Source organism: Mesorhizobium sp. M0184, assembly GCF_040322215.1.
In the GTDB taxonomy this organism is placed as follows: Bacteria; Pseudomonadota; Alphaproteobacteria; order Rhizobiales; family Rhizobiaceae; genus Mesorhizobium.
This window is the reverse complement of record NZ_JAMYSZ010000021.1, coordinates 1-21,223: the sequence shown is the minus strand read 5'-3', so window position 1 is coordinate 21,223 and position 21,223 is coordinate 1. Positions and strand designations below refer to the sequence as shown.

The 21,223-nt window shown below is 62.2% G+C and carries 23 protein-coding genes; 13 read left to right on the top strand and 10 right to left on the bottom strand.

Annotated elements, in window-relative coordinates; translation table 11 throughout:
* The 3 genes from yidC (at position 1) to yihA (ending at position 3,251) form a co-directional block, all read left to right on the top strand.
* Complete coding sequence (yidC, locus tag NKJ23_RS22920) at positions 1-1,812, top strand: membrane protein insertase YidC (RefSeq protein WP_352517616.1); 1,812 nt, start codon at positions 1-3, stop codon at positions 1,810-1,812.
* Positions 1,813-1,956: 144 nt separating this feature from the next.
* A complete protein-coding gene (locus NKJ23_RS22915; RefSeq protein ID WP_023677492.1) occupies positions 1,957-2,595 on the top strand; it encodes a CatB-related O-acetyltransferase in 639 nt (212 codons plus the stop codon).
* Positions 2,592-3,251, top strand: a complete 660-nt coding sequence (gene yihA, locus NKJ23_RS22910; RefSeq protein ID WP_031193748.1) for a ribosome biogenesis GTP-binding protein YihA/YsxC — start codon at positions 2,592-2,594, stop codon at positions 3,249-3,251. Before NKJ23_RS22915 ends, yihA begins: the two co-directional genes overlap by 4 nt.
* A gap of 21 nt (positions 3,252-3,272) precedes the next feature.
* Here the strand turns inward: yihA and NKJ23_RS22905 are convergent, their stop codons facing one another.
* Entirely contained in the window at positions 3,273-4,022 is a 750-nt protein-coding gene (locus NKJ23_RS22905) for a TetR/AcrR family transcriptional regulator (protein ID WP_352682587.1), read from the bottom strand.
* Between the two features lie 143 nt (positions 4,023-4,165).
* On the opposite strand from NKJ23_RS22905, the gene NKJ23_RS22900 reads away from it, so the two are divergent.
* Entirely contained in the window at positions 4,166-5,344 is a 1,179-nt protein-coding gene (locus NKJ23_RS22900) for an HlyD family secretion protein (protein WP_352682585.1), read from the top strand.
* A gap of 67 nt (positions 5,345-5,411) precedes the next feature.
* Positions 5,412-6,965, top strand: a complete 1,554-nt coding sequence (locus NKJ23_RS22895) for a DHA2 family efflux MFS transporter permease subunit (protein ID WP_352682680.1) — start codon at positions 5,412-5,414, stop codon at positions 6,963-6,965.
* A gap of 126 nt (positions 6,966-7,091) precedes the next feature.
* Here NKJ23_RS22895 and msrB read toward each other — a convergent pair whose 3' ends face one another.
* From msrB to NKJ23_RS22875, 4 genes are all read right to left on the bottom strand, one after another.
* Positions 7,092-7,592 carry a peptide-methionine (R)-S-oxide reductase MsrB gene (gene msrB / locus NKJ23_RS22890; RefSeq protein ID WP_352682583.1) on the bottom strand — a complete coding sequence of 167 codons (501 nt, stop codon included), beginning with the start codon at positions 7,590-7,592 and terminating at the stop codon, positions 7,092-7,094.
* A 174-nt stretch (positions 7,593-7,766) separates the two neighbouring features.
* Positions 7,767-8,324 (bottom strand): fasciclin domain-containing protein, encoded by a 558-nt coding sequence (locus NKJ23_RS22885; protein ID WP_352682581.1) that lies wholly within the window; start codon positions 8,322-8,324, stop codon positions 7,767-7,769.
* Positions 8,325-8,528: 204 nt separating this feature from the next.
* Positions 8,529-9,233, bottom strand: a complete 705-nt coding sequence (locus tag NKJ23_RS22880) for an anti-sigma factor (RefSeq protein ID WP_023677485.1) — start codon at positions 9,231-9,233, stop codon at positions 8,529-8,531.
* Positions 9,230-9,769 (bottom strand): sigma-70 family RNA polymerase sigma factor, encoded by a 540-nt coding sequence (locus NKJ23_RS22875; RefSeq protein WP_023677484.1) that lies wholly within the window; start codon positions 9,767-9,769, stop codon positions 9,230-9,232. Before NKJ23_RS22875 ends, NKJ23_RS22880 begins: the two co-directional genes overlap by 4 nt.
* A 126-nt stretch (positions 9,770-9,895) precedes the next feature.
* Here NKJ23_RS22875 and NKJ23_RS22870 point away from each other — a divergent pair, with 126 nt between their 5' ends.
* Positions 9,896-11,392 (top strand): amidase, encoded by a 1,497-nt coding sequence (locus NKJ23_RS22870; RefSeq protein ID WP_352682579.1) that lies wholly within the window; start codon positions 9,896-9,898, stop codon positions 11,390-11,392.
* Between the two features lie 96 nt (positions 11,393-11,488).
* Positions 11,489-12,382, top strand: coding sequence for an acetylglutamate kinase (argB, locus tag NKJ23_RS22865; protein WP_023677482.1), 894 nt, complete (start codon positions 11,489-11,491; stop codon positions 12,380-12,382).
* A gap of 19 nt (positions 12,383-12,401) precedes the next feature.
* On the opposite strand, the gene bchE is transcribed toward argB, so the two are convergent.
* Together bchE and NKJ23_RS22855 are read right to left on the bottom strand one after the other, a co-directional pair.
* A complete protein-coding gene (gene bchE, locus NKJ23_RS22860) occupies positions 12,402-13,940 on the bottom strand; it encodes a magnesium-protoporphyrin IX monomethyl ester anaerobic oxidative cyclase (protein WP_352682577.1) in 1,539 nt (512 codons plus the stop codon).
* A 102-nt stretch (positions 13,941-14,042) separates the two neighbouring features.
* Complete coding sequence (locus tag NKJ23_RS22855; protein ID WP_023677481.1) at positions 14,043-14,519, bottom strand: Lrp/AsnC family transcriptional regulator; 477 nt, start codon at positions 14,517-14,519, stop codon at positions 14,043-14,045.
* A 140-nt stretch (positions 14,520-14,659) separates the two neighbouring features.
* Here NKJ23_RS22855 and phhA point away from each other — a divergent pair, with 140 nt between their 5' ends.
* Entirely contained in the window at positions 14,660-15,493 is an 834-nt protein-coding gene (phhA, locus tag NKJ23_RS22850; protein ID WP_352682575.1) for a phenylalanine 4-monooxygenase, read from the top strand.
* On the opposite strand, the gene NKJ23_RS22845 is transcribed toward phhA, so the two are convergent.
* Positions 15,488-15,988 (bottom strand): MarR family winged helix-turn-helix transcriptional regulator, encoded by a 501-nt coding sequence (locus NKJ23_RS22845; RefSeq protein ID WP_023677479.1) that lies wholly within the window; start codon positions 15,986-15,988, stop codon positions 15,488-15,490. The genes phhA and NKJ23_RS22845 overlap by 6 nt on opposite strands.
* A 93-nt stretch (positions 15,989-16,081) precedes the next feature.
* Here NKJ23_RS22845 and NKJ23_RS22840 point away from each other — a divergent pair, with 93 nt between their 5' ends.
* On the top strand, positions 16,082-16,249 hold the full coding sequence (locus NKJ23_RS22840) for a hypothetical protein (RefSeq protein WP_352588558.1): 168 nt from the start codon (positions 16,082-16,084) through the stop codon (positions 16,247-16,249).
* Between the two features lie 49 nt (positions 16,250-16,298).
* On the opposite strand, the gene NKJ23_RS22835 is transcribed toward NKJ23_RS22840, so the two are convergent.
* Positions 16,299-17,060, bottom strand: a complete 762-nt coding sequence (locus NKJ23_RS22835; RefSeq protein ID WP_023677477.1) for a GGDEF domain-containing protein — start codon at positions 17,058-17,060, stop codon at positions 16,299-16,301.
* 161 nt (positions 17,061-17,221) lie between these two features.
* Here NKJ23_RS22835 and NKJ23_RS22830 point away from each other — a divergent pair, with 161 nt between their 5' ends.
* Positions 17,222-17,929, top strand: coding sequence for a pyrimidine 5'-nucleotidase (locus NKJ23_RS22830; protein ID WP_023677476.1), 708 nt, complete (start codon positions 17,222-17,224; stop codon positions 17,927-17,929).
* A 34-nt stretch (positions 17,930-17,963) separates the two neighbouring features.
* Here NKJ23_RS22830 and NKJ23_RS22825 read toward each other — a convergent pair whose 3' ends face one another.
* A complete protein-coding gene (locus NKJ23_RS22825) occupies positions 17,964-18,803 on the bottom strand; it encodes an LOG family protein (protein WP_352588564.1) in 840 nt (279 codons plus the stop codon).
* A gap of 145 nt (positions 18,804-18,948) precedes the next feature.
* Here NKJ23_RS22825 and dapD point away from each other — a divergent pair, with 145 nt between their 5' ends.
* The 3 genes from dapD to NKJ23_RS22810 are packed head-to-tail and all read left to right on the top strand — an operon-like array spanning position 18,949 to position 21,021.
* Complete coding sequence (dapD, locus tag NKJ23_RS22820; RefSeq protein ID WP_023677474.1) at positions 18,949-19,803, top strand: 2,3,4,5-tetrahydropyridine-2,6-dicarboxylate N-succinyltransferase; 855 nt, start codon at positions 18,949-18,951, stop codon at positions 19,801-19,803.
* A 30-nt stretch (positions 19,804-19,833) separates the two neighbouring features.
* A complete protein-coding gene (locus tag NKJ23_RS22815) occupies positions 19,834-20,211 on the top strand; it encodes a DUF805 domain-containing protein (RefSeq protein ID WP_352455974.1) in 378 nt (125 codons plus the stop codon).
* Positions 20,212-20,232: 21 nt separating this feature from the next.
* On the top strand, positions 20,233-21,021 hold the full coding sequence (locus NKJ23_RS22810) for a hypothetical protein (protein WP_352682573.1): 789 nt from the start codon (positions 20,233-20,235) through the stop codon (positions 21,019-21,021).
* Positions 21,022-21,223: the final 202 nt, after the last annotated feature.

Below are 21,223 nucleotides of genomic sequence, written 5' to 3'. Positions count from 1 at the left end.
ATGGAAAACAACCGCAACTTCTTCATCACCATCGCACTGTCGGTGCTGATCCTGGCGCTTTGGCAATATTTCTATGTGATGCCGCGCAGCGAGATGCAGCGCGAAGCCGCCCGCATCGAAGAGCAGCGCGTGGCGGAGCAGAAGAAGGCCGCCCAAGGCACCAGTCCGGGCGCCAGCGAAACACCGGTGCAGCCCGGCGCCATTCCGAGCGCGCCTGGCGGCGAAGCCGTCGCCGCGGCTAGCCGCGACCAGGCGATCGCCTCGACCAAGCGCGTCAAGATCGACACGCCGAGCCTCGAAGGCTCGATCAACCTCACCGGCGCGCGTCTCGATGATCTCAAGCTCAAGCACTACACGGAGACGGTCGACAAAAACTCACCCAAGATCGCGCTGCTCAATCCTGAGTCGCTGCCGAACGGATATTTCGCCGAGATCGGCTTTGTTGGCGAAGACAAGGTGGGAACGCTGCCGGGACCCAAGACCGTTTGGAACGTCGACGGCAATCCGACGCTAACGCCGGCTACACCAGTGACGCTCACCTTCACCAACGACAAGGGCCTGACTTTCAAACGCACACTCTCGGTCGACAACGACTACATGTTCACCGTTTCCGACACCGTGCAGAATTCCGGTAGCAGCTCTGTCTCGCTGTTCAATTACGGCCGCATCACCCGCTTCGACAAGCCGGCGGTCGCCAGCACCTATGTGTTGCACGAAGGCCTGATCGGCGTCACCGGCAGCGAAGGCCTGCAGGAACACAAATACGCCGATCTCGAGAAAAACAAGCAGTACACACCGAGCAAGTCCAAGGACGGTTGGCTGGGCATCACCGACAAATACTGGGCGGCGACGCTGGTGCCGACAGAGGCGCAGGAGTTTCAGCCAAACTTCGCTTATTACGAGGACGGCCGTCATCGCTATCAAGCTGACTTCCGCACGGACGCGATTGCGCTGCAGCCCGGCGAATCCAAGACCATTGAATCGGAGATCTTTGCCGGCGCAAAGGAAGTCAACAAGATCAATGCTTACGAGAAAGATCGCAAGATAAGGCTTTTCGAAAAGCTGATCGATTGGGGCTGGTTCTGGTTCATAACTCAGCCGATGTTCTCGCTGATCGACACGCTTTACAAATTCTTCGGCAATTTCGGTCTGGCGATCCTCGCCACCACCGTCATTGTCAAGGCGCTGTTCTTCCCGCTCGCCAACAAGTCCTATGCGTCGATGGCGAACATGAAGAAGGTACAGCCCAAGATGCTCGAGATCCGCGAGAAATACGCGGACGACAAGATGAAGCAGCAGCAGGCGATGATGGAGCTCTACAAGACCGAGAAGATCAATCCGCTCGCCGGCTGCTGGCCGGTGGCATTGCAGATCCCGGTGTTCTTTTCGCTCTACAAGGTGCTCTACATCACCATCGAGATGCGGCACGCGCCGTTCTTCGGCTGGATCCAGGATCTGGCGGCGCCGGACCCGACATCGATTTTCAACCTGTTCGGGCTGATCCCCGTTACCTTGCCGCACATGCTGATGATCGGCGTCTGGCCGCTGATCATGGGCGTGACGATGTTCCTGCAGATGCGCATGAACCCGACGCCGCCGGACCCGACGCAGGCGGCGATCTTCACCTGGATGCCCGTGATCTTCACCTTCATGATGGCGGGTTTTCCGGCCGGCCTCGTCATCTACTGGGCCTGGAACAACACGCTGTCGATCCTGCAGCAGGGCGTGATCATGAAGCGGCAAGGCGCTAAGATCGAATTGTGGGACAATCTGGTCGCGCTGTTCCGCAAGAAACCGTCGCCGGCGGAATAGCCGGCGCTCCTAGGACGCGAAACCAAAAAGCCCCGGTTCGTCCGGGGCTTTTTGCACAAGCTGCCCGCCTGGATTAAGCGATTGGTACTGCCGGACGGATCGCGCTATTTTGACCTGGCTGGCAGTTGCCCGACGGAGCTCGATATGACCGGACCCAATCCATCGATCAAGCATCCGATCCCGTTGCACACACGCGTCGGCTTTCTGAAACCGCTGGTGACGGCGCCGAATATCGAGATCGGCGACTTCACCTATTATGACGACCCTGACGGACCCGACAAATTCGCCGAAAAATGCGTGCTGCATCATTATCCGTTCATCGGCGACAGGCTGATCATCGGCAAGTTCTGCGCCATTGCCGAGGGTGCGCGCTTCATCATGAACGGCGCCAATCACGCCATGTCCGGCTTTTCGACCTATCCGTTCAACATCTTCGGCCATGGCTGGGAGGAAGGCTTCGACCCGGCGACATGGTCGAAGGAGGTGCGTGGCGACACAATCGTCGGCAATGACGTCTGGATCGGCATGGAAGCGGTGATGCTGCCGGGCGTGAAAATCGGCGACGGCGCTATCGTCGCGGCAAAGTCGGTGGTGACGCACGATGTGCCAGCCTATGCGATTGTCGCCGGTAATCCGGCCAAGGTGGTGAAGATGCGCTTCGATGACAGGACCATCCGGCGGCTGCTGGCGCTGGCGTGGTGGCACTGGCCGGTGGAAAAGATCAGCCGCAATCTCGATGCCATTCGTGGCAGCAACATTTTTCTTCTGGAGGCAGCGGTTTGAACGCGTTGAACAAGACCACGATCGGCATCGAATTGTTCACGCGAGCCTGGATCTTCATCCGCGGCGTGCCGGCGATGAAATTCCTGCCGCCGGAGGGACCGCCCGAGATCGCCTTTGCCGGCCGCTCCAATGTCGGCAAATCGTCGCTGATCAACGCGCTGGTCAACCAAAAGGGGCTGGCGCGCACCTCCAACACGCCGGGCCGCACGCAAGAGCTCAACTATTTCGTGCCTGGCGGATTTTCGGGAGAAGGCGCCGATCTGCCGCCGATGGCGCTGGTCGACATGCCAGGCTATGGCTACGCCACGGCACCGAAGGAAAAGGTTGACGAGTGGACGAAGCTCGTGTTCGACTATCTCAAGGGCCGGGTGACGCTGAAGCGCGTCTACGTGCTGATCGATGCCCGCCATGGCATCAAGGCCAAGGACGACGAGGTGCTGTCGCTGCTCGACAAGGCGGCGGTGTCGTATCAGATCGTGCTGACCAAGACCGACAAGATCAAAGCGGCGGGGGTACCGCGGCTGATCGAGGAAACGCTCCAGAAGATCAAGAAACGCCCGGCGGCATTTCCCTTCGTGCTCGCCACGTCGTCGGAAAAGAGCGAGGGCCTCGAGGAATTGCGTGCGGCGATCGTGCTCGCCGCCAATGGCGGATAGGCCACCGACCCTGGCAGCCTGTCAGGCGGGGCTGGAGGCCCGTTCCTGCTCTGCCAGCTGTTCGGTGCCGTAGGCCTTCAGGAACACGTCGACGCCCGACCTGACGATGTGTTCGATCTCGGCCGCACTTGGCGCCTTGGTGCGATAGGCGAATATGCACTGGCGGAAAAGACCGGCCAGACACAGCTCGGTGAACTGATAGGCGGCAAGTTCGACGTCGTCGATCTTCAGCAGGCCGCGTTCGATAGCCATGTTGAGGAAAACGACGACCCTGTCATGGCCACGCTTCGGGCCGCGTTCGTAGAACCGGGCACCAAGCTCCGGAATGCGTTCCGACGCGCCGATCACCGTCCGCTGCGCCAGGATGACCCTCGCCGAAGTGATCTTCATGGACAGCACGACGCCGAACTTCACCAGCGTCTGGCGAAGGTCGCCAATCTGGTCGAGCACTTCATACATGTTCTTGAAAATCGTGCCGCGCTCTTCCTCGATCAGCGCTTCGAACAGCTCTTCCTTATTGGCGAAGTAGACATAGATGGTGCCCTTGGACACGCCGGCCTCGCGCGTAATGTCGTTCATCGACGCGGCTTCGAAGCCCTTGTCGATGAAGACACGGCGCGCACCCTCGATGATCTGGCTGCGCTTGACCGGGTCTTGCCCCGCGGCCGGGCGGCCGCGCGGCAGACTGTCCAGCAGATCGCACTGGTCCTTGCCGGCGCCGGGCAATGGGCCTGAATCAGGCAAAGGAGCGGCCTTGGGGGCTTCGGCCATAATGTCACACCTCGTAAAATAATTCGAACCATCCGGTTCGATTGCTCTTGATATGGGCCTCTTTAAGCGCTAAGTCAACGTCGAGATCGAACCGAACGGTTCAGTCTGACGAAATTCAGCGCCAGTTAATTTAGAGAGATATCATGTCCTCGAACGCGCCCACCAGTGCCGAAGTCCGCCCGTTCCCCAGTGCCAAGGTCCAGCCTGCGATCGAAGCGCCGGAAGCCCCTCTCAAGCCCGCCGACGTCACCCCGCTGGCTCCCGCCAAGAAGAAGCGCTCGATGCGCTCGATGTTGCTGCCCATCATCGGCCTGGCCCTGCTGGGCGCCGGCGCCTGGTATGGCTATGATTACTGGACCGACGGGCGCTTCATGATCACGACCGACGACGCCTATGTCCAGGCCGACACGGCGTTCATCTCGCCAAAAATCTCGGGTTATGTCGATCAGGTCAAAGTGACCGAGAACCAGCAGGTGAAGGCCGGCGACCCGCTGCTGATCGTCGATGACGGCGACTACAAGATAGCCGTTGCCCAGGCCGAGGCGCAGATCGCCACGTTGAGCAAGACGCTCGACCGCATCGATGCCCAGACCGAGGCGGCGCGCGCCTCGCTCAAGCAGGCGCAGGCGCAGAAGACCGCCGACCAGGCCGCGGCCGATAATGCGAAGCGAGCTCAGGTTCGTGCCGCCCAGTTGCTCAAGACCCGCGTCGGTACTCAGGCCCAGTTGGACGATGCCCAGACGGCGGTCGAGCAAGCCAATGCCGCACTAGCCGGCGCCGACGCGCAGATCGCGGCGGCTCAGGCGAATATCGGCGTGCTCCAGGCGCAGCGGGCGGAATCGGCAAGCACGCTGGCCTCGCTGCAGCTTGCCCACGACAAGGCGGTGCGGGATCTGTCCTTCACCGTGCTGCGCGCACCCTATGACGGCGTGGTCGGCAACCGCTCGGTCGAGCAGGGCGACCTGATCAGCCCCGGACAGAAGCTCGCCGTCATCGTGCCAATGGACAAGCTCTACATCGTCGCCAACTTCAAGGAGACCCAGCTTGCCCGGCTGGTGCCTGGTGAAAAGGTCAGAGTGTCGGTCGACGCGATCGACGGTCAGAACATCGAGGGTACCGTGTCGTCGCTGGCCCCGGCTTCGGGAGCAGTGTTCTCGCTGCTGCCGCCGGAGAACGCCACAGGCAATTTCACCAAGGTGGTGCAGCGTGTTCCGGTTCGCATCGACGTGCCCGCGGATGTGCTGAAGACGGGCAAGCTGCGCGCCGGCCTGAGCGTCGTCGTCGCCGTCGACAGCCGCACGGCGCCTGCGGCATCGAAGTAAAGCGGAACCGGGAGCAAAGGTCATGGCGACCGCAACCCTAACTGCAGGATCGGCGCCGACGCCAGCCATGCCGGCGCCGGTTGACCACATCTCGACACGCCGCGTCATCGCCTTCCTGGCAATGGTGTTCGGCATGTTCATGGCCATCCTGGACATCCAGATCGTCTCGGCCTCGCTGGCCGAGATCCAGGCGGGGCTGAGCGCCAGTTCGGACGAGATTCCGTGGGTGCAGACGGCGTATCTGATTGCCGAGGTGGTGATGATCCCGCTGTCGGGCTTCCTCAGCCGGATGCTGTCGACGCGGGTGCTGTTCACAATCTCGGCGGCAGGTTTCACCGCGGCCAGCGCGCTGGCGGCGACCGCAACCAATATCGACCAGATGATCGTCTACCGCGCCGTGCAGGGCTTCATCGGCGGCGGCATGATCCCGAGCGTCTTTGCAGCCGCCTTCACCATCTTCCCGCCGTCGCGTCGCGCCATCGTCTCGCCGATGATCGGCCTGGTAGCGACGCTGGCGCCAACCATCGGCCCGACCGTCGGCGGCTATATCAGCCATGCCATGTCCTGGCACTGGCTGTTCCTGGTCAACGTCGTGCCCGGCATTCTGGTGACGACGGCCGCCTGGTCGCTGATCGACTTCGACAAACCCAATCTCAAGCTGTTCAGCAAGTTCGACTGGTGGGGGCTTGCCGGCATGGCCGCCTTCCTGGGCTGCATGGAATATGTGCTGGAGGAAGGTCCCAACAACGACTGGCTGCAGGATCAGGCGGTGTTCATCTGCGCCGTCATCATGACCTTCGGCGCGGTGCTGTTCTTCTGGCGCGTGTTCACCGCCGAGGAGCCGATTGTCGATCTGAGGGCTTTCAGCAATATCAATTTTGCCTTCGGCTCGCTGTTCTCCTTCGTCGTCGGCATCGGCCTCTACGGTCTGACCTATCTTTATCCGGTGTTCCTGGGGCGGATCCGCGGCTACGATTCGATGATGATCGGCGAGGCGCTGTTCGTCAGCGGCCTAGCCATGTTCTTCACTGCGCCGATCTCCGGCATCCTGTCGAACAAGATGGACCCGCGCATCATGATGATGATCGGCTTCTTCGGCTTCGCCACGGGGACCTGGTGGATGACGCATCTCACCGCCGACTGGGATTTCTATGAACTGCTGATCCCGCAGATCCTGCGCGGCTGCTCGATGATGCTTTGCATGGTGCCGATCAACAACATTGCGCTCGGAACCTTGCCGCCGGAGCGGCTGAAGAATGCGTCTGGCCTGTTCAACCTGACCCGCAATCTCGGCGGCGCCGTCGGCCTGGCAGTCATCAACACCGTGCTGATCGACCGCAATGCCTTCCACTACGCCAGGCTCTCCGAGCACGTGCAATGGGGAAGTGCCGCTGCACAGCAGAAGCTGCAGAACATGACGCTCAACTTCGAGCAGACCGCCGGGCTCGACGCCTCCAAGGCGGCCATCTCCAAACTGTCAGGCATGGTCCAGCAGCAGGCGTCGCTGCTGTCGTTCATGGACGTATTCTTCATGCTGACGGTTTTGTTCGCGACGCTTGGGCTCTTCACCCTGGTGATCCGCAAGCCAGCCGCTCAGGGCGGCGGTGGCGTAGGCCATTGAGGCGCGCTGGATCCCCCGCCTGGCGCCCTCGCGCATGACCCCGAAAAGCGATTTTCGGGGTCATGCGCAAAATCAACCATTACGAAGTCCTCTCGCGCTCCGACAAAGTCAGGGTCGCAGCCGTCCTCACGCCGTCGCCGGCTTGAAGGTCAAGGCAACGCCATTGATGCAGTGTCGCAACCCGGTCGGCGGCGGACCGTCGTCGAATACGTGGCCGAGATGGCCGCCGCAGCGGCGACAATGGACCTCCGTGCGGGTCATGCCCAAAGACCTGTCCACGGTCTTGCCGACGGACTTCGGGATTTCCTGCCAGAAGCTCGGCCAGCCTGTGCCGGAATCGAACTTGGTCTCTGACGAATAGACCGGCAGGCCGCAGCCGGCGCAAGCGAAGATGCCTTTGCGGTGCTCGTTGAGCAGCGGACTGGTGCCCGGGTATTCCGTGCCCTCCTTGCGCAGCACATTGAAGGCCGCGTCGGACAGGATGGCGCGCCACTCGGCTTCGGTCTTGGTAACCTCGAAAGTCTCAGCCGCGCGTGCATCCTGGGCTCCGCCCATGCGCAGCGCGGTGGCGCCTGCGACAACGCCAATGGCTGCCGCACCACTCAAAAGAAGCTCGCGACGGTTCATGGCCATTCCTCCTGTCATTGCTTGTGCCAAATTCGACCGCCACACGGAAATCAAAAGCCGGTGACGATCGCTGTCCTCAAAGCGGGACTCCGCGCCTATCCACATCTTGCGTGAACGGCGCGGAGTGTGCGCAGGGAGGCCCTTAGCGATATCTTCGCCGGCAGCGTGCGTTTGTTACATCTTCGGCAGGAGAACCTTGTCGACGACGTGGATGACGCCGTTGGACTGCTCGACATCGGCGATCGTCACATTGGCGACGTTGCCGTTCTCGTCGGTCACGGTGACCTTGCCGCCGTCGGCCTTGAGCGACAGTTCGCAACCACCGACCGTCTTGACCTTGTGGGTGCCGCCGTCGTTCTTGACCATCTTGGCGACGTCGGCGGCCATCGCTTTGGCGCCGATGACATGGCAAGTCAGGATCTTGACGAGCTTGTCCTTGTTTTCAGGCCTGAGCAGCGTCTCCACCGTGCCGGCTGGAAGTGCCGCAAAGGCCTCGTTGGTCGGCGCGAACACAGTGAAGGGGCCAGCGCTTTGCAGCGTATCGACCAGGCCGCCTGCCTTGACGGCAGCGACCAGCGTCGTGTGGTCCTTCGAGTTGACAGCATTTTCGACGATGTTTTTCTGGGCATACATGGCGGCGCCGCCGACCATCGGATTTTGAGCATAGGCAATGGTGGCGAGCGCGGAAATGGCGACCGTTCCGGCAAGCAAAAGGGTGGCGGATTTACGCATGATTTCAATCTCCTCGGGTTATCGTTCCCCTCATTTGGGAACGCAAGGAGATACGCGATAGAAATGCTGGAGTTTCGTCCTCTCCGCAAAAAAATATTTGTCGCTGCAATTTGCCCGGCGCGGATCGACAGCCGCCAACAAGCTTTGCAGGCGTTTCAATCGCGGGAGATAGATTTCAGGTCTGCTTCCGGAGATGAGAAGCGGTCAGATGCTCTTCAGATCGCCCGCTGCGACCACCGGTCCAGTCGGCTGGCCGGTCGGTGAACCGCCGGCAGGCTCAACGCTGACCGCAAGCACGGCGCCTTTCGCCAATTTCTCCTGGACGGCGGGCGGGATGGCCAAATGCGCGGTCGCACCGGCCGGGATGACGCCCATCGACACCGGCGCCTTCTTGCCTTCGATCATCCACAGCTCGAAGTCCTTGCCGGCGGCCCGCTCGCCGGAAACGTGGGAAAGACCGACCTCGTGACGGGCGGCATCGTAGACGACGAGATATTTGACGTCGCTGCCTTCGGCCGCCAGCGAGGCGACAAGCCGCGCCTGCGGCGGTTCGGTGGACGGGCGGAAGTAAGGCACGGCGATGTAGATCGCCAGCGCCGCAATGGCGGCGGCGGCAAGACCGCGCCAGAAGCCAAGGCTCGACCACAGGCCGGCGCGCGGCTCTGCAGCGAACAGCCGGCGGTCCAATGCTTCCTTGACCCTGATCGGAGGCTCTGTCTCCGGATAGGCGGCGGCCATCGGCGAAAGATGCGCCTCCCAGGCATCGACAAGGCGCGCGAAGGCGGCGTCCGCATCGATGCGGCGCGACGCGATCTCGCGTTCATCGGCGGCCAGAACGCCAAGAACGTATTCGGCGGCGAACAGGTCGTCGCCCCCACGTTCCGGTCCATTGTCGTCAGCCAGCGTCATCTTTCCAGGCATTCTCTCAGTTTCAACAGGCTGCGGCGCAGCCAGGTCCGCATCGTGTTCAGCGGTACGCCATAGCGCTCCGCCAGTTCGGCATAGCTTTTGCCATCCAGATAGGCGCCCCGGACGGCCGCCGCCCGGTCCTTCTCCAATTCCTTGAGACAATGGTAGATGCGTTCGGACTCACCGCCCGCCACGGCCATGGCCTCCGGCCCCGGCGCCGGATCGGCCACGTCGAGCGCGGCATCGATATAGGCGGCAGGCTCTCGCCGCGCCCTGATCCGATCGATCGCATGATTGCGCGCAATGGCCACCAGCCAGGAGATCGGGCTCAGATCCGAAACGGCGAAACGGTCCGCCTTCGTCCATATCTTGACGAAGACCTCTTGAAGCGCCTCTTCTGCATCTCCCCGATCCTTCAATACACGAAGGCAGACGCCGAAAAGTTTCGCGCTGGTCTGCCGGTAGAGCAGATCGAACGCAGCCCGGTCCTTCATCGAAGTCCGGACAATCAGGTTGCTGATGTCCTGCGGCGTCATCCGCCGCCAAATTAGGCGATTGCAATGTATTTGCAACGACTGAAATGGTCTTGCGCACCGGCAGCGCCAGCGTCGATTGCCAATGAAATCGCAGCCCGCTAGCTTGCAATGAGCGGGAGGGCGACCATGTCGATCGAGCGGGTTCTGTGGGAGCATGACGCAACCGGCCAGGCCGCACTCGTGCACAAGGGAGAGATCACACCGCAAGATCTCGTCGATGCGGCGATCGCCCGGGCCGAGGCCACCCACCCGGAGATCAACGCCATCGCCGAACCGCTCTATGAGGCGGCGCGGGCGCGGGCGAAAACCGTCGACCGCAAGCTGCCGTTTGCCGGAGTGCCCTTTGCGCTGAAGGACCTCGGCATCGCCATGAAGGGCGTGCCGACGCATGGCGGCAGCCGCATCCCGGCCTTCACCCCCGATTTCAGCTCGGTGATGACGGAACGCTATCTGGCCGCCGGCCTGATCCCGATCGCCACCAGCACCGCACCCGAACACGGGCTGAGGCTGGTGACCGAATCGGCGGCTTTCGGCATCACCCGCAACCCATGGGACACCGCGCATACGACCGGCGGTTCCTCAGGCGGTGCGGCTGCGCTGGTCGCGGCCGGCGTCGTGCCGGTGGCGCATGCCTCGGATGGCGGCGGCTCGATCAGGGTGCCTGCGGCCTGTACCGGGCTGGTCGGGCTGAAGACGTCGCGCGGCCGGGTGCCCTTGACGCCGCTCGTCACCGAAAGCTGGTACGGCTTCGTCGTCGACCATGCGCTGGCTCGCTCGGTGCGCGACACGGCCCGGCTGCTCGACCTGACCCACGGGCCGGACCCACTGTCGCCCTATGCGGCACCGCCGCCGAAAGGCAGTTTCGCTGCGGCCGCCGGGCGCGATCCGGGCAAGCTCAAGCTCGCCTTCTATCGAAAATCGCCGCTCGGCCTGCCGATATCGGAAGAGACGTTGAAAGCTCTGGATGCGGCGATCGGGCTGGCGCGCGAAGGCGGACACAGCGTCGAGGAGATCGACCTGCCCTATATCGATCGCGATTTCATCGCCGATTTTGCCAGAACCGTCGCTGCGGCGGTGGCCGGCACGATGCGTGGCGAGGCCTTGCGCGTCGGCCGCTCCATCTCAGGCGACATCGAACGCGCCACGCGCGTGATGAGCGGGTTCGGTGAAATTCTCTCGGCCGGCGAAATCTATGCCGGCCTGCAGCGGCTGCACGCAACCTCGCGCCGGCTTATCGCCGAAACCGCGCATTATGATGCAGTGCTGATGCCTGTCATCGCGCACCCGCCGCTCGCCTGCGGCACCATGGACCCGAAAGGCGCCGACGAATTCATCGAGAATGTTCTGGACAGACTGCGCCTCGCCGGCCTGCTGAAGTTCAAGCCGCTATTCGGCCAGCTGATGGACAAGAGCCTGTGGTTCACCCACTGGCCGGCGATCCAGAACGTCAGCGGGCAACCGTCGATCACGCTTCCGGTTTACGTCACCGATGCCGGCCTGCCGCTCGGCGTCCAGGCCGCCGGCCGCCCCGGCGACGAGGAAACGCTTTTGTCGTTCGCTGCGCAGATGGAAAGGATCTCGGGCTGGCTGGGCCGACGGGCGCCGCTCCAGCGGCCGGCATAGGCGGTGATTTGATCGATCGTGACAGCAAAGCCGTTTGCCCCCTCGTCCAATTCCCGCTAAGACGCCGCCGTTCATGCCAAGCTGGGAACCACGCCGATGACGGATGTCGCCGCCACCGCCGAAATGCAGGCCGCGCTGCTTTCAAGGGCGCTGCCCTATATGCAGCGCTACGAGAACAAGACGGTCGTGGTGAAATATGGCGGCCACGCGATGGGCGACATCGCGCTCGGCAAGGCTTTCGCCCGCGACATCGCACTTTTGAAACAATCCGGCGTCAACCCGATCGTCGTGCATGGCGGCGGGCCGCAGATCGGCGCCATGCTCAGCAAGATGGGCATCGAATCCAAATTCGAGGGCGGCTTGCGCGTCACCGACCAGAAGACCGTCGAGATTGTCGAGATGGTGCTGGCCGGGTCGATCAACAAGGAGATCGTCGCGCTGATCAATGCCGAGGGCGAGTGGGCGATCGGCCTGTGCGGCAAGGACGGCAACATGGTGTTTGCCGAAAAGGCGCGCAAGACCATGATCGATCCGGATTCCAACATCGAACGGGTGCTCGACCTGGGCTTCGTTGGTGAGCCTGTCGAGGTCGACCGCACATTGCTCGACCTCCTGGCGCGGTCCGAAATGATCCCGGTGCTGGCGCCGGTGGCGCCCGGCCGCGACGGCCATACCTACAACATCAACGCCGACACTTTTGCCGGCGCCATCGCCGGCGCCTGCCAGGCGACGCGCCTGCTGTTCCTTACCGACGTGCCCGGCGTGCTCGACAAGGACAAGAAGCTGATCGACGAGTTGACCGTGGCCGAGGCCAAGGCCTTGATCAAGGACGGCACGGTCTCGGGCGGCATGATCCCCAAAGTCGAGACCTGCATCGAGGCAATCGAGCGCGGCGTCGCAGGCGTCGTCATCCTTAACGGCAAGACGCCGCATGCGGTGCTGCTCGAGCTGTTCACCGAACACGGCGCCGGCACGCTGATCGTGCCGTGAGGCCGGGTGTCTGAGGGGCTCAAGCGTTTGGCGAAATAGCGGTCACGGACTGACGCGACAGGCGTTCGACAACCATCGATTCCTCTTCCTCGTCTTGCGGCGCGCCCCAGAATTCGGCGAGCGTCGGGCCATTTTTCAGGCGGCGGTCGCGGACCAGAAAGCCCCAGACTTCGCGGAACCAGACGCGGCGGCCCATTTTGGTGTACCAGCGCATCGAATGCCGTTGCTCCGGATCCTTGTGGAACAGGATGCGCGCCAGCGCCTTGGGCCGCGACTGCACGGCCAGTTCGATCAGCTTAACGGCGAAGAACAACATCCACGGCTTGAGGCGGGTCATCCGCAGCACCTGGTGCTTGTAGTCCCACAGGCGGGCGTCCAGCTGGATCACCTTGCGGTCCCTGGCAATCCTGAAGAACGGCGTCCAGCGATGCGGCGTCACATAGAGCGCCTGGATCTGGTCGGGGTCATAAGCGATCAGCTGGCGGAAGCCGCGCCAGAGGTCGCGCAAACTTTCGTCCTCGAAACCGGCCACCCAGGTCGCCATCGACAAGATGCCGTTGAGGCGCAGCAGCCGTATCGCCTCGCGGTCGGATGAGGTGCTGCCGCCCTTGCGGATCAACTGGAGCGTCTGCTCGTCGGTGTTTTCCATACCAAGCAGCCAGCGGATGACGCCGGCCTTGCGATAGAGATGCAGGCTGTCGGCGTCGCGGACGATGTCGTCGGCGCGGGTGGAGCCGACGATCAGCACCGGCACATTCTCGGCGATCATCGCGTCGAGAAAGGCACGCCAGGCTTTTTTGGAGGATGTCGGGTTCTCGTCGGCGAGGTTGATCAGCTCGACGCCATGCTCGCGGTATAGCCAGGCAATCTCCCGCGCGAACTTCCCGGCGTCCCGGTGCCGCCAGCGCGTCCAGAAGCCGCGCTGGCCGCAATAGTTGCACAGATGCGGACAGCCTCGCGAGAATTGCATGACTACTGCGCGCTTGCCGCCCCAATAGCTGTAGCGACTGAAGTCGATCAGTTCCCAGCCGATGCGGTAATCGTCGAAATTGGTGATCGTCCTTGCCGGCCGGGTGGCAAAAGGACGGCGCAAATCGTCAGGAAAAGCGATCCCCGCCACGTCCGACAGCGGCTTGCGTTTCTCAAGCGCTTCGACCAGCGCGACGATTGTCGCCTCGCCCTCGCCGCGCACGATGACGTCGAAGACATTCGTTTCAGCCAGTATGTCGCGCCAGTGATAGGTCGGAAACACGCCGCCATAAATCAGGATTGTCGCTGGCTCGATGTCCTTGACCATGCCGGCGATCAGCAGGGCTGTCGGATGTGCAGAGGTCGAGCCGGAATGGCCGATCAGAATGCAGTCGGGATGGTCGCTCAAGGCGTCCCGGACCAGCGTGGCAAGCGCCATCGGCCCGAATTCGGCGTCCACAAGCCGTAGTTGATGTCCCGCGTCGATCAGCGGACCGCCCAGTGCCAGCAAGCCGAGCGGCGGCAGATGGTCGTCCGGCACACGGCTGCCGATGGCGGTATGCGGCGGGTTGATCAGGACGATTTTCATGGCGGGCCTTATGCAATGGCGGTCCGCATGTCGTAGTCGGCGATCTAGTTCCGGAGATTGGCTCGCTTCAGCAGTTTGTGTGCAGCTTTTCCGCAGAAATGCCTATCGTCTGAGATGTGCAAGCGGCACATGGCCAGGCCCCTTGATGTTCTGCAGCACAAGCTGCGTGTGTACGTCGCGCACGCCTTCGAGCCGCATCAGCCGGTGCATGACGAAGGCATTGAGCTCGTCGACCGACGGCACCATGACATGCAGCAGGAAATCGTAGTCTCCAGTCATCGTCCAGCACGACGACACCTCGTCCATGCGCTGCACGGCGGCGATAAAGGTTTCGGGCGAACCGTCGCTGTGGGTTACGAGGCGCACCTGGATGAACACTTCGACCATCAGCCCGACGGCGCGGCGGCTGAGCACCGCAGCAAAGCCCTTTATGATGCCCGCTTGCTGAAGGGCCTCGAAGCGCCGCGCGCAAGGTGTCGTCGACAGCCCAATCTCCTGCGCCAATTCGGAGACCGGCTTGCGCCCGTCGCGTTGCAGGATGTCGAGCATCTTGATCTCGAATTCATCAAACTGAGGCATTTTCACTCTCCCAAAGCTCGACCGTGGAGTCTTTTACCTCCAACCCCGCATTTGAGCCACCATCAAAGCTGATTTGCCTCGCGCCATCCCGCTAGAATTTCCGGCAATCCGCTGATCATGATTTCCAGGGAGAGCAAGCCATGACAATGAACGTTGCCGACTATGCCCGCGAATGCGCGGCGCGAGGCCTTCGCGGCGATTATTCGGTCTGCCGTGCCGATTTCACCGTGGCGCAGGGCTACAATTACAGCGACGAAGAACAGGCGGTGTGGCGCACGCTGTGCGACCGCCAGACGAAGCTGACCAGGAAGCTCGCCCACCACTCCTACCTCGATGGCGTTGCGGCGCTCGGTCTTCTCGATAAGATCCCGGATTTCGGTGCGGTCAGCGAGAAGCTGCGCAAGCTCACCGGCTGGGAGATCGTCGCCGTGCCGGGGCTCATTCCCGCCGCGCCGTTCTTCGACCACCTCGCCAACCGCCGGTTCCCGGTCACCAACTGGCTGCGAACCCAAAAGGAGCTCGACTACATTGTCGAGCCCGACATGTTCCACGATTTCTTCGGTCACGTGCCGATCCTGACGCAGCCGGTCTTTGCCGACTTCATACAGATGTATGGCAAGAAGGCCGACAGCGTGATTGCGCTCGGCGGCGACGAGATGATCACCCGGCTTTACTGGTACACCGTCGAATACGGGCTGATGCGCGAGCCGGGCCAGCCGCTGAAGGCTTTCGGTGCCGGGCTGATGTCATCCTTCACCGAGCTTCAGTTCGCGATCGAAGGCGGCGAGGCGCACCATGTCCCCTTCGACCTGGAAACCGTAATGCGCACCGGCTACGAGATCGACAAGTTCCAGCGTGCCTATTTCGTGCTGCCGTCGTTCGACGCCCTGCGTGATGCTTTCGAGACCGCCGATCTTGCGGCGATCGTGGCGCGCCGCAAAGGCGAGCCAGCGCTCGACCCGGCGAGCCTATAGGCTGTCGGCTGTTTCCAACGCCTCGGCCTTCAGCCGGGCCAGTTGGTCGCGCTGAAGGTCGAGGGACGCCGTGACGAAGCGCAGGATCGTGGCGAGCTCAGTGTCGCTGAATGTGGCGATCACCTTTTCCCCCTCCTGCGCGATCGCGCCATAATAGCGCGTCGATAGTTCTCGCGTGAGTTCCGTCGCCTCTATGACCACCTTGCGCCTGTCCTCAAGGCTGCGCGTTCGTGTCAGCAGGCCGCGTGCCTCCAGCCGGTCGATCAGCGCGGTGACCGCGGCCGGCGTCAATCCTGTTGCGGCCGCGACCTCGCCAGCCGATCGCGGGCCGCCATAGAGCAGCGCCAGGCAATGGCGTTCCGCCATACTCAGCCCAAGCCTATCGCCCACTGCCTCGTCATAAGCCTGCGTCGCGTCCTGCCAGCCCATAATGGCAAGGCTGATGGCGGTCTTCATGTCGGCCCGATTCATGCTTGACGAATTTATTTCGACCATCTAACTATCAATCTGCCTAACATTACGTCCATTATAGTAATATGCTGCATCAGGCGCAAGGCAAGGCCTGTCGCAGCCTGCAAGGAGTGAAACATGAATCAGACCCCAACGCGCGGCCTACTCACACCGGCCGAGGAGTTCAAATATGCCAAGCTGGCGATGGAGTGGTATGGCTGGGGCTCTCCCATTGGCCTTGGCATCGCTCTGGTCGCGCTGGCGGCGGCCGCCCTGCTGTTCCGCATCGCCATCTTCGGATTTTGACAGTCTGGCAGCGGCGCGGTTGAATGCAGCAGAAGGCTTAGGGCCGAGCTCAGGCGGCTTCGGAAATATCGCGGTCGATGATCGACAGATTGCGGCCGCGATGCTTGGCCTCGTAGAGCCGCTGGTCGGCGGCGCGCATTAGCTCCGACACTGCGGCGTCTCTGCCGCAGGTGATGCCGCCAATACTGACTGTCAGCGGAACCGTTCGTTCGTCGACGGGCCGGAAACGGATACGCTCGACTTCACGCCGGATGCGCTCGGCGATGCGCCTGGCCTCGTGTTCGGTGGCACCAATCAGAAGGGCGCAGAATTCCTCGCCGCCGATGCGGCCAAGCACGTCGCCGCTGCGCACGCCACGCTCTATTGCGTTTGCGATCAGGAGCAGCGCATCGTCGCCGATCAGATGGCCGTAGCTGTCGTTGATGGTCTTGAAATGGTCGGCATCGACGATCAGCAATGCCCCGCGATCGGATTTGCGCCGGGAGCCGTCGAGAGCGGCAAAGAAACTTTCGCGGTTGAGCATGCCCGTCATGTCGTCGCGGCTCGCCTTTTCCGCCAAGCGCCTGTGCGCGGCGGCGAGTTGGGCATGGGCGCGGGCGAGCTCGCGATGCGCGGTCTGCAACCTTTCGCCCTGCCAGAACGTATAGGCGCCGACGCTCCAGGCAAGCGCGAGCGGGCACACGGTGGATGTCAGCCAGATGGTGCGATTGATCGGAAACCCCATTGCCGGCACGACGATCAGCGTCAGCAAAAGCGAGACCGCGACGGAGGCGAAAGCGATGGCGGCAGACTTTAGAAATATGCGATTCATCGCTTGCTCCCACTGGTCCGTCTTGGTTCCAGCAAAGCGCTGAATGTCACCTTTCGGCGATCCTTAAGATTTTAATCATGGCGCCATTTTTACCACCCAGGGCGCGCATAGGTTGTGGATAAACCTCCTGTTAGAAAGATCGTTTCGTGCCATAAGGACGTATGACCACACTTCCCGACCCCGCCCGCTTTGCCCATGTCACCGACTGGGTGTTCGATCTCGACAACACGCTTTATCCGCATCATTCGAATCTGTTTTCGCAGATCGATGTGAAGATGACCGCCTACGTCGGAGAATTGCTGACGCTGCCGCGCGAGGAAGCACGCAAGCTGCAAAAGGAGCTCTACCGCGAATATGGCACGACGCTGAACGGATTGATGACGCGCCACGGCATCGACCCCGATGATTTTCTCGAGAAGGTCCACGACATCGATTATTCCTGGCTGGTTCCAGATCCCGTCCTAGGCACCGCCATTCGCCAGCTTCCCGGCCGTAAATTCATCTTCACCAATGGCGATCGCCGGCATGCCGAACGCACCGCGCGGCAGTTGGGCATTCTCGAGCATTTCGATGATATTTTCGATATCGTCGCAGCCGGACTGAACCCCAAGCCGGCGCGGCAATCCTATGAGAAATTTGCCGAACTCCACGCCGTTACCGGGCAAAATGCGGTGATGTTCGAAGATCTTGCCCGCAACCTGTCGGTGCCGAAATCGCTGGGCATGACCACAGTGTTGGTGGTGCCGCGCAATTTCGAGCCGACCTTCTCGGAAATCTGGGAACGCGACCCGGCCAACGAGGACGATGTGGACTTCGTCACCGACGACCTCGCCGGCTTTCTCACGGCGATCGTGGAAGTCCCTGCTTGAGGCAGCCGGCGCGCTTCAAGTCCTTGCTTGCATGTCATAGTTTATAGAAGCGGCTGACGATCCCCCAGGCCTCGTCGGCAGTGTCGACGAAATCGATGATATCCTGGTCGCCGGGCGTGATCGTGCCTTGCTCGGCGAGGAAATCGAGGTCGATCGCCCTTGCCCAGAAAGCCTTGCCGAACAGGATGACCGGCACGCGTTCCATGCGGCCGGTCTGGATCAGGGTCAGCGTTTCGAAGAACTCGTCCATCGTACCGAAGCCGCCTGGAAACACCGCAACGGCCTTGGCACGCATGACGAAATGCATCTTGCGGACCGCGAAATAGTGGAAGTTGAAGCAGAGTTCCGGCGTCACGTAGGCGTTTGGCGCCTGCTCGTGCGGCAGCACGATGTTGAGACCGATCGACGGCGCGCCAACATCGTCGGCGCCACGATTGCCGGCCTCCATGACGCCCGGCCCGCCGCCGGTCACCACGACGAATTCGCGATAGTACGAGATGGCCGACTGCTGCGAGCAGAGGCGGGCGAATTTGCGCGCCTCCTCGTAATATTTGCTGTTTTGCTCGAGGTTCTTCTTCTGCGTCTCGTTCTTGGCCGCCCAGGCTTCGCCGCCGGGCTCGGGGATGCGGGCGCCGCCGAACAGGATGACGGTCGATTGGATGCCGCGCTCGGCCAGGATCATCTCCGGTTTCAGCAGTTCGAGCTGCAGCCTGACCGCGCGCAACTCGCGCCGCGTCATGAAATCGGGATCGTTCCAGGCCAGCCGGTATGTCTCCGCGCGCGTTTGCGGCGTGTCCGGCACGCTTCTCGACCGCTCCAGATCCTCGTCCGAATGCGGCAGCGGCGTCCATCCCGTCTTTTCCATGGGAGTCATATTTGCTTTACCCGTCCAATCATTCACCTGCGCCGTCCCGTGACGCTGCCGCGATTGACCCTCCCCAAGCCTTCACATAGGGTCCGCGCGACTTTCAAACAGGTTAAGGCGCCGGCCCTTAACAGCTTGGTAATGGAGCGAATTCATGTCGAAGCCCGATCTCGCGAGCCTCGAGGAGATTATCGAGAACGCCTTCGAGGAACGCGACACGATTTCGACCGCAACCCGCGGCGAGACGCGCGAGGCCATCCAATCGGCGCTCGACCTGCTCGACCGGGGCGTCGCCCGCGTCGCCGAGCGGCAGGCCGACGGCAAATGGCACGTCAACCAGTGGCTGAAGAAAGCGGTGCTGCTGTCGTTCCGGCTCACCCCGATGGAGATCATAAAGGGCGGTCCCGGTCAGGCGGTATGGTGGGACAAGGTGCCTTCGAAGTTCGACGGCTGGAGCGCCGTCGATTTTGAGAAGGCGGGCTTCCGCGCCGTGCCGTCGTCGATCGTGCGCCGCTCCGCCTATGTCGCGCCCGGCGCCGTGCTGATGCCGTCCTTCGTCAATGTCGGCGCCTATGTCGACAGCGGCACCATGGTCGACACCTGGGCTTCGGTCGGCTCCTGTGCCCAGATCGGCAAGAATGTGCATCTGTCGGGCGGCGTCGGCATCGGCGGTGTGCTGGAGCCGATGCAGGCCGGCCCAACCATCATCGAGGACAACTGTTTCATCGGTGCCCGTTCCGAAGTGGTCGAAGGGTGCATCGTTCGCGAAGGCTCGGTGCTCGGCATGGGCGTCTTCATCGGCCAGTCGACCAAGATCGTCGACCGCGCCACCGGCGAGATCTTCTACGGCGAGGTGCCGCCTAATTCCGTCGTCGTCGCCGGCTCGCTGCCGGGCAAGCCTTTTCCAAACAACGAACCCGGCCCCAGCCTCTACTGCGCCGTCATCGTCAAGCGGGTCGACGCCAGAACCCGTTCCAAGACATCGATCAACGAATTGCTGCGCGATTGATCTTTCTCAACGAATACGGACGGAATTCGCTTGCCTGATAGATCCGACCTCATCTGGCTTTTCTTCAAAGCTTCGGGCCGCGTCAGCCGCGCGGCCTATTTTCTTGGAGGACTGCTGGTGGCCATCATACAGGCCTTCCCGCTCTACCGTTTCACGCTGGTGCCGGAAGGCACCACCGAGAGCAACATGTGGTCGTTTATTTTCTTCATCGCCTTCATTGCCTCGCTTTGGTCGAACGTGGTGCTGGCGGTCAAGCGGTTGCACGACCTCGACAAGCCGGGCGTTGCGGCGCTGGTGCTTTTCGTGCCGGTTGTCTCGATCATCGCTTTTCTGGTGCTTTGCCTGTTTCCAGGGCAACCCGGCCCCAACCGCTACGGCAAGCGCACCAATGCCCCGGCTGAACCCTGAGCGCCGATCGGACATTTCGTCATGCGCTACCGCTCGCTTGATCCGAAACTGATCCTCGAAACCGCCGCACGGCTGGAAGGGCGCGTCGCCGAGCGCTTTCCCGATGCAGGCTTGCGCGGCGTTGCCGCCGAGCTCGTGTCGCTGTCGCGCGATCTGGCAAAGGCAGCCAAGGCGCTGGAGGCGCCGATCTGGTGGCTGCGCGGCCTCATCATCGCCGCCTTCGTCGTCGGAGCGCTGATGTTCCTGTTCGTCGGCACAATCCTGCCGCTCGGCCGCATCTCGGGAAACCACGATGCCTTCCAGTCGGTGCAAGGCATCGAAGCCTCCCTCAACATGATCATCCTCGCGGTGCTGGGCTTCCTGGCCCTGATTCGCTCCGAGGAGCGGATCAAGCGCAAGCGGGTGTTTCGCCAGCTCCACGGGCTGCGGTCGCTGATCCACGTCATCGACATGCACCAGCTGACCAAGGATCCGGCAACGCTTTCAGCCAGTTTCAAGCCGACTGCGCATTCGCCAGCCCGCATCACCAACGCCGCCGACCTTGCCCGCTATCTCGACTACTGCTCCGAAATGCTGTCGATCACCGGCAAGATCGCCGCGCTGTTCGCGCAATCAGTGAATGACGCCGTGGTCATCGACGGCGTCAATGACATCGAGAACCTGGCTTCGAGCCTCTCGCGAAAGATCTGGCAGAAGATCACGCTGATCGAAACCCCTCATGGGCAGCCGGCACGTGCGGCGAAGACCGATCCCGAGCCGGGTACGCCGCGTCGGCCTGCAGTCCGCAGACGACCGGGGCCGGCAAGCTAAAACCGGCCACCCGGCGGCAGATCCGCTAGAACGGTTCATCGTTTCGCAGAAACGCCGAACCGCTCTATCTTTTTGTTTTGACGCAATTCCGGACGGAAAACCGCTTCACACTTTTCCTGGAATTGCTTGTCTTATGACTTTCGCTGCCGAATGGGTCAGAAAGGAACGCTGAGAGAGGGTAGCCGCCCTCCCTCAGCGGCGA

Excerpts from the sequence above, each read along its gene's own strand:
- yidC (WP_352517616.1), top strand. The coding sequence starts at position 1 with ATGGAAAACAACCGCAACTTCTTCATCACCATCGCACTGTCGGTGCTG.
- NKJ23_RS22915 (WP_023677492.1), top strand. The coding sequence starts at position 1,957 with ATGACCGGACCCAATCCATCGATCAAGCATCCGATCCCGTTGCACACA.
- NKJ23_RS22905 (WP_352682587.1), bottom strand. The coding sequence starts at position 4,022 with ATGGCCGAAGCCCCCAAGGCCGCTCCTTTGCCTGATTCAGGCCCATTG.
- NKJ23_RS22900 (WP_352682585.1), top strand. The coding sequence starts at position 4,166 with ATGTCCTCGAACGCGCCCACCAGTGCCGAAGTCCGCCCGTTCCCCAGT.
- NKJ23_RS22895 (WP_352682680.1), top strand. The coding sequence starts at position 5,412 with ATGCCGGCGCCGGTTGACCACATCTCGACACGCCGCGTCATCGCCTTC.
- msrB (WP_352682583.1), bottom strand. The coding sequence starts at position 7,592 with ATGAACCGTCGCGAGCTTCTTTTGAGTGGTGCGGCAGCCATTGGCGTT.
- NKJ23_RS22885 (WP_352682581.1), bottom strand. The coding sequence starts at position 8,324 with ATGCGTAAATCCGCCACCCTTTTGCTTGCCGGAACGGTCGCCATTTCC.
- NKJ23_RS22880 (WP_023677485.1), bottom strand. The coding sequence starts at position 9,233 with ATGACGCTGGCTGACGACAATGGACCGGAACGTGGGGGCGACGACCTG.
- NKJ23_RS22875 (WP_023677484.1), bottom strand. The coding sequence starts at position 9,769 with ATGACGCCGCAGGACATCAGCAACCTGATTGTCCGGACTTCGATGAAG.
- NKJ23_RS22870 (WP_352682579.1), top strand. The coding sequence starts at position 9,896 with ATGTCGATCGAGCGGGTTCTGTGGGAGCATGACGCAACCGGCCAGGCC.
- argB (WP_023677482.1), top strand. The coding sequence starts at position 11,489 with ATGACGGATGTCGCCGCCACCGCCGAAATGCAGGCCGCGCTGCTTTCA.
- bchE (WP_352682577.1), bottom strand. The coding sequence starts at position 13,940 with ATGAAAATCGTCCTGATCAACCCGCCGCATACCGCCATCGGCAGCCGT.
- NKJ23_RS22855 (WP_023677481.1), bottom strand. The coding sequence starts at position 14,519 with ATGCCTCAGTTTGATGAATTCGAGATCAAGATGCTCGACATCCTGCAA.
- phhA (WP_352682575.1), top strand. The coding sequence starts at position 14,660 with ATGACAATGAACGTTGCCGACTATGCCCGCGAATGCGCGGCGCGAGGC.
- NKJ23_RS22845 (WP_023677479.1), bottom strand. The coding sequence starts at position 15,988 with ATGGTCGAAATAAATTCGTCAAGCATGAATCGGGCCGACATGAAGACC.
- NKJ23_RS22840 (WP_352588558.1), top strand. The coding sequence starts at position 16,082 with ATGAATCAGACCCCAACGCGCGGCCTACTCACACCGGCCGAGGAGTTC.
- NKJ23_RS22835 (WP_023677477.1), bottom strand. The coding sequence starts at position 17,060 with ATGAATCGCATATTTCTAAAGTCTGCCGCCATCGCTTTCGCCTCCGTC.
- NKJ23_RS22830 (WP_023677476.1), top strand. The coding sequence starts at position 17,222 with ATGACCACACTTCCCGACCCCGCCCGCTTTGCCCATGTCACCGACTGG.
- NKJ23_RS22825 (WP_352588564.1), bottom strand. The coding sequence starts at position 18,803 with ATGACTCCCATGGAAAAGACGGGATGGACGCCGCTGCCGCATTCGGAC.
- dapD (WP_023677474.1), top strand. The coding sequence starts at position 18,949 with ATGTCGAAGCCCGATCTCGCGAGCCTCGAGGAGATTATCGAGAACGCC.
- NKJ23_RS22810 (WP_352682573.1), top strand. The coding sequence starts at position 20,233 with ATGCGCTACCGCTCGCTTGATCCGAAACTGATCCTCGAAACCGCCGCA.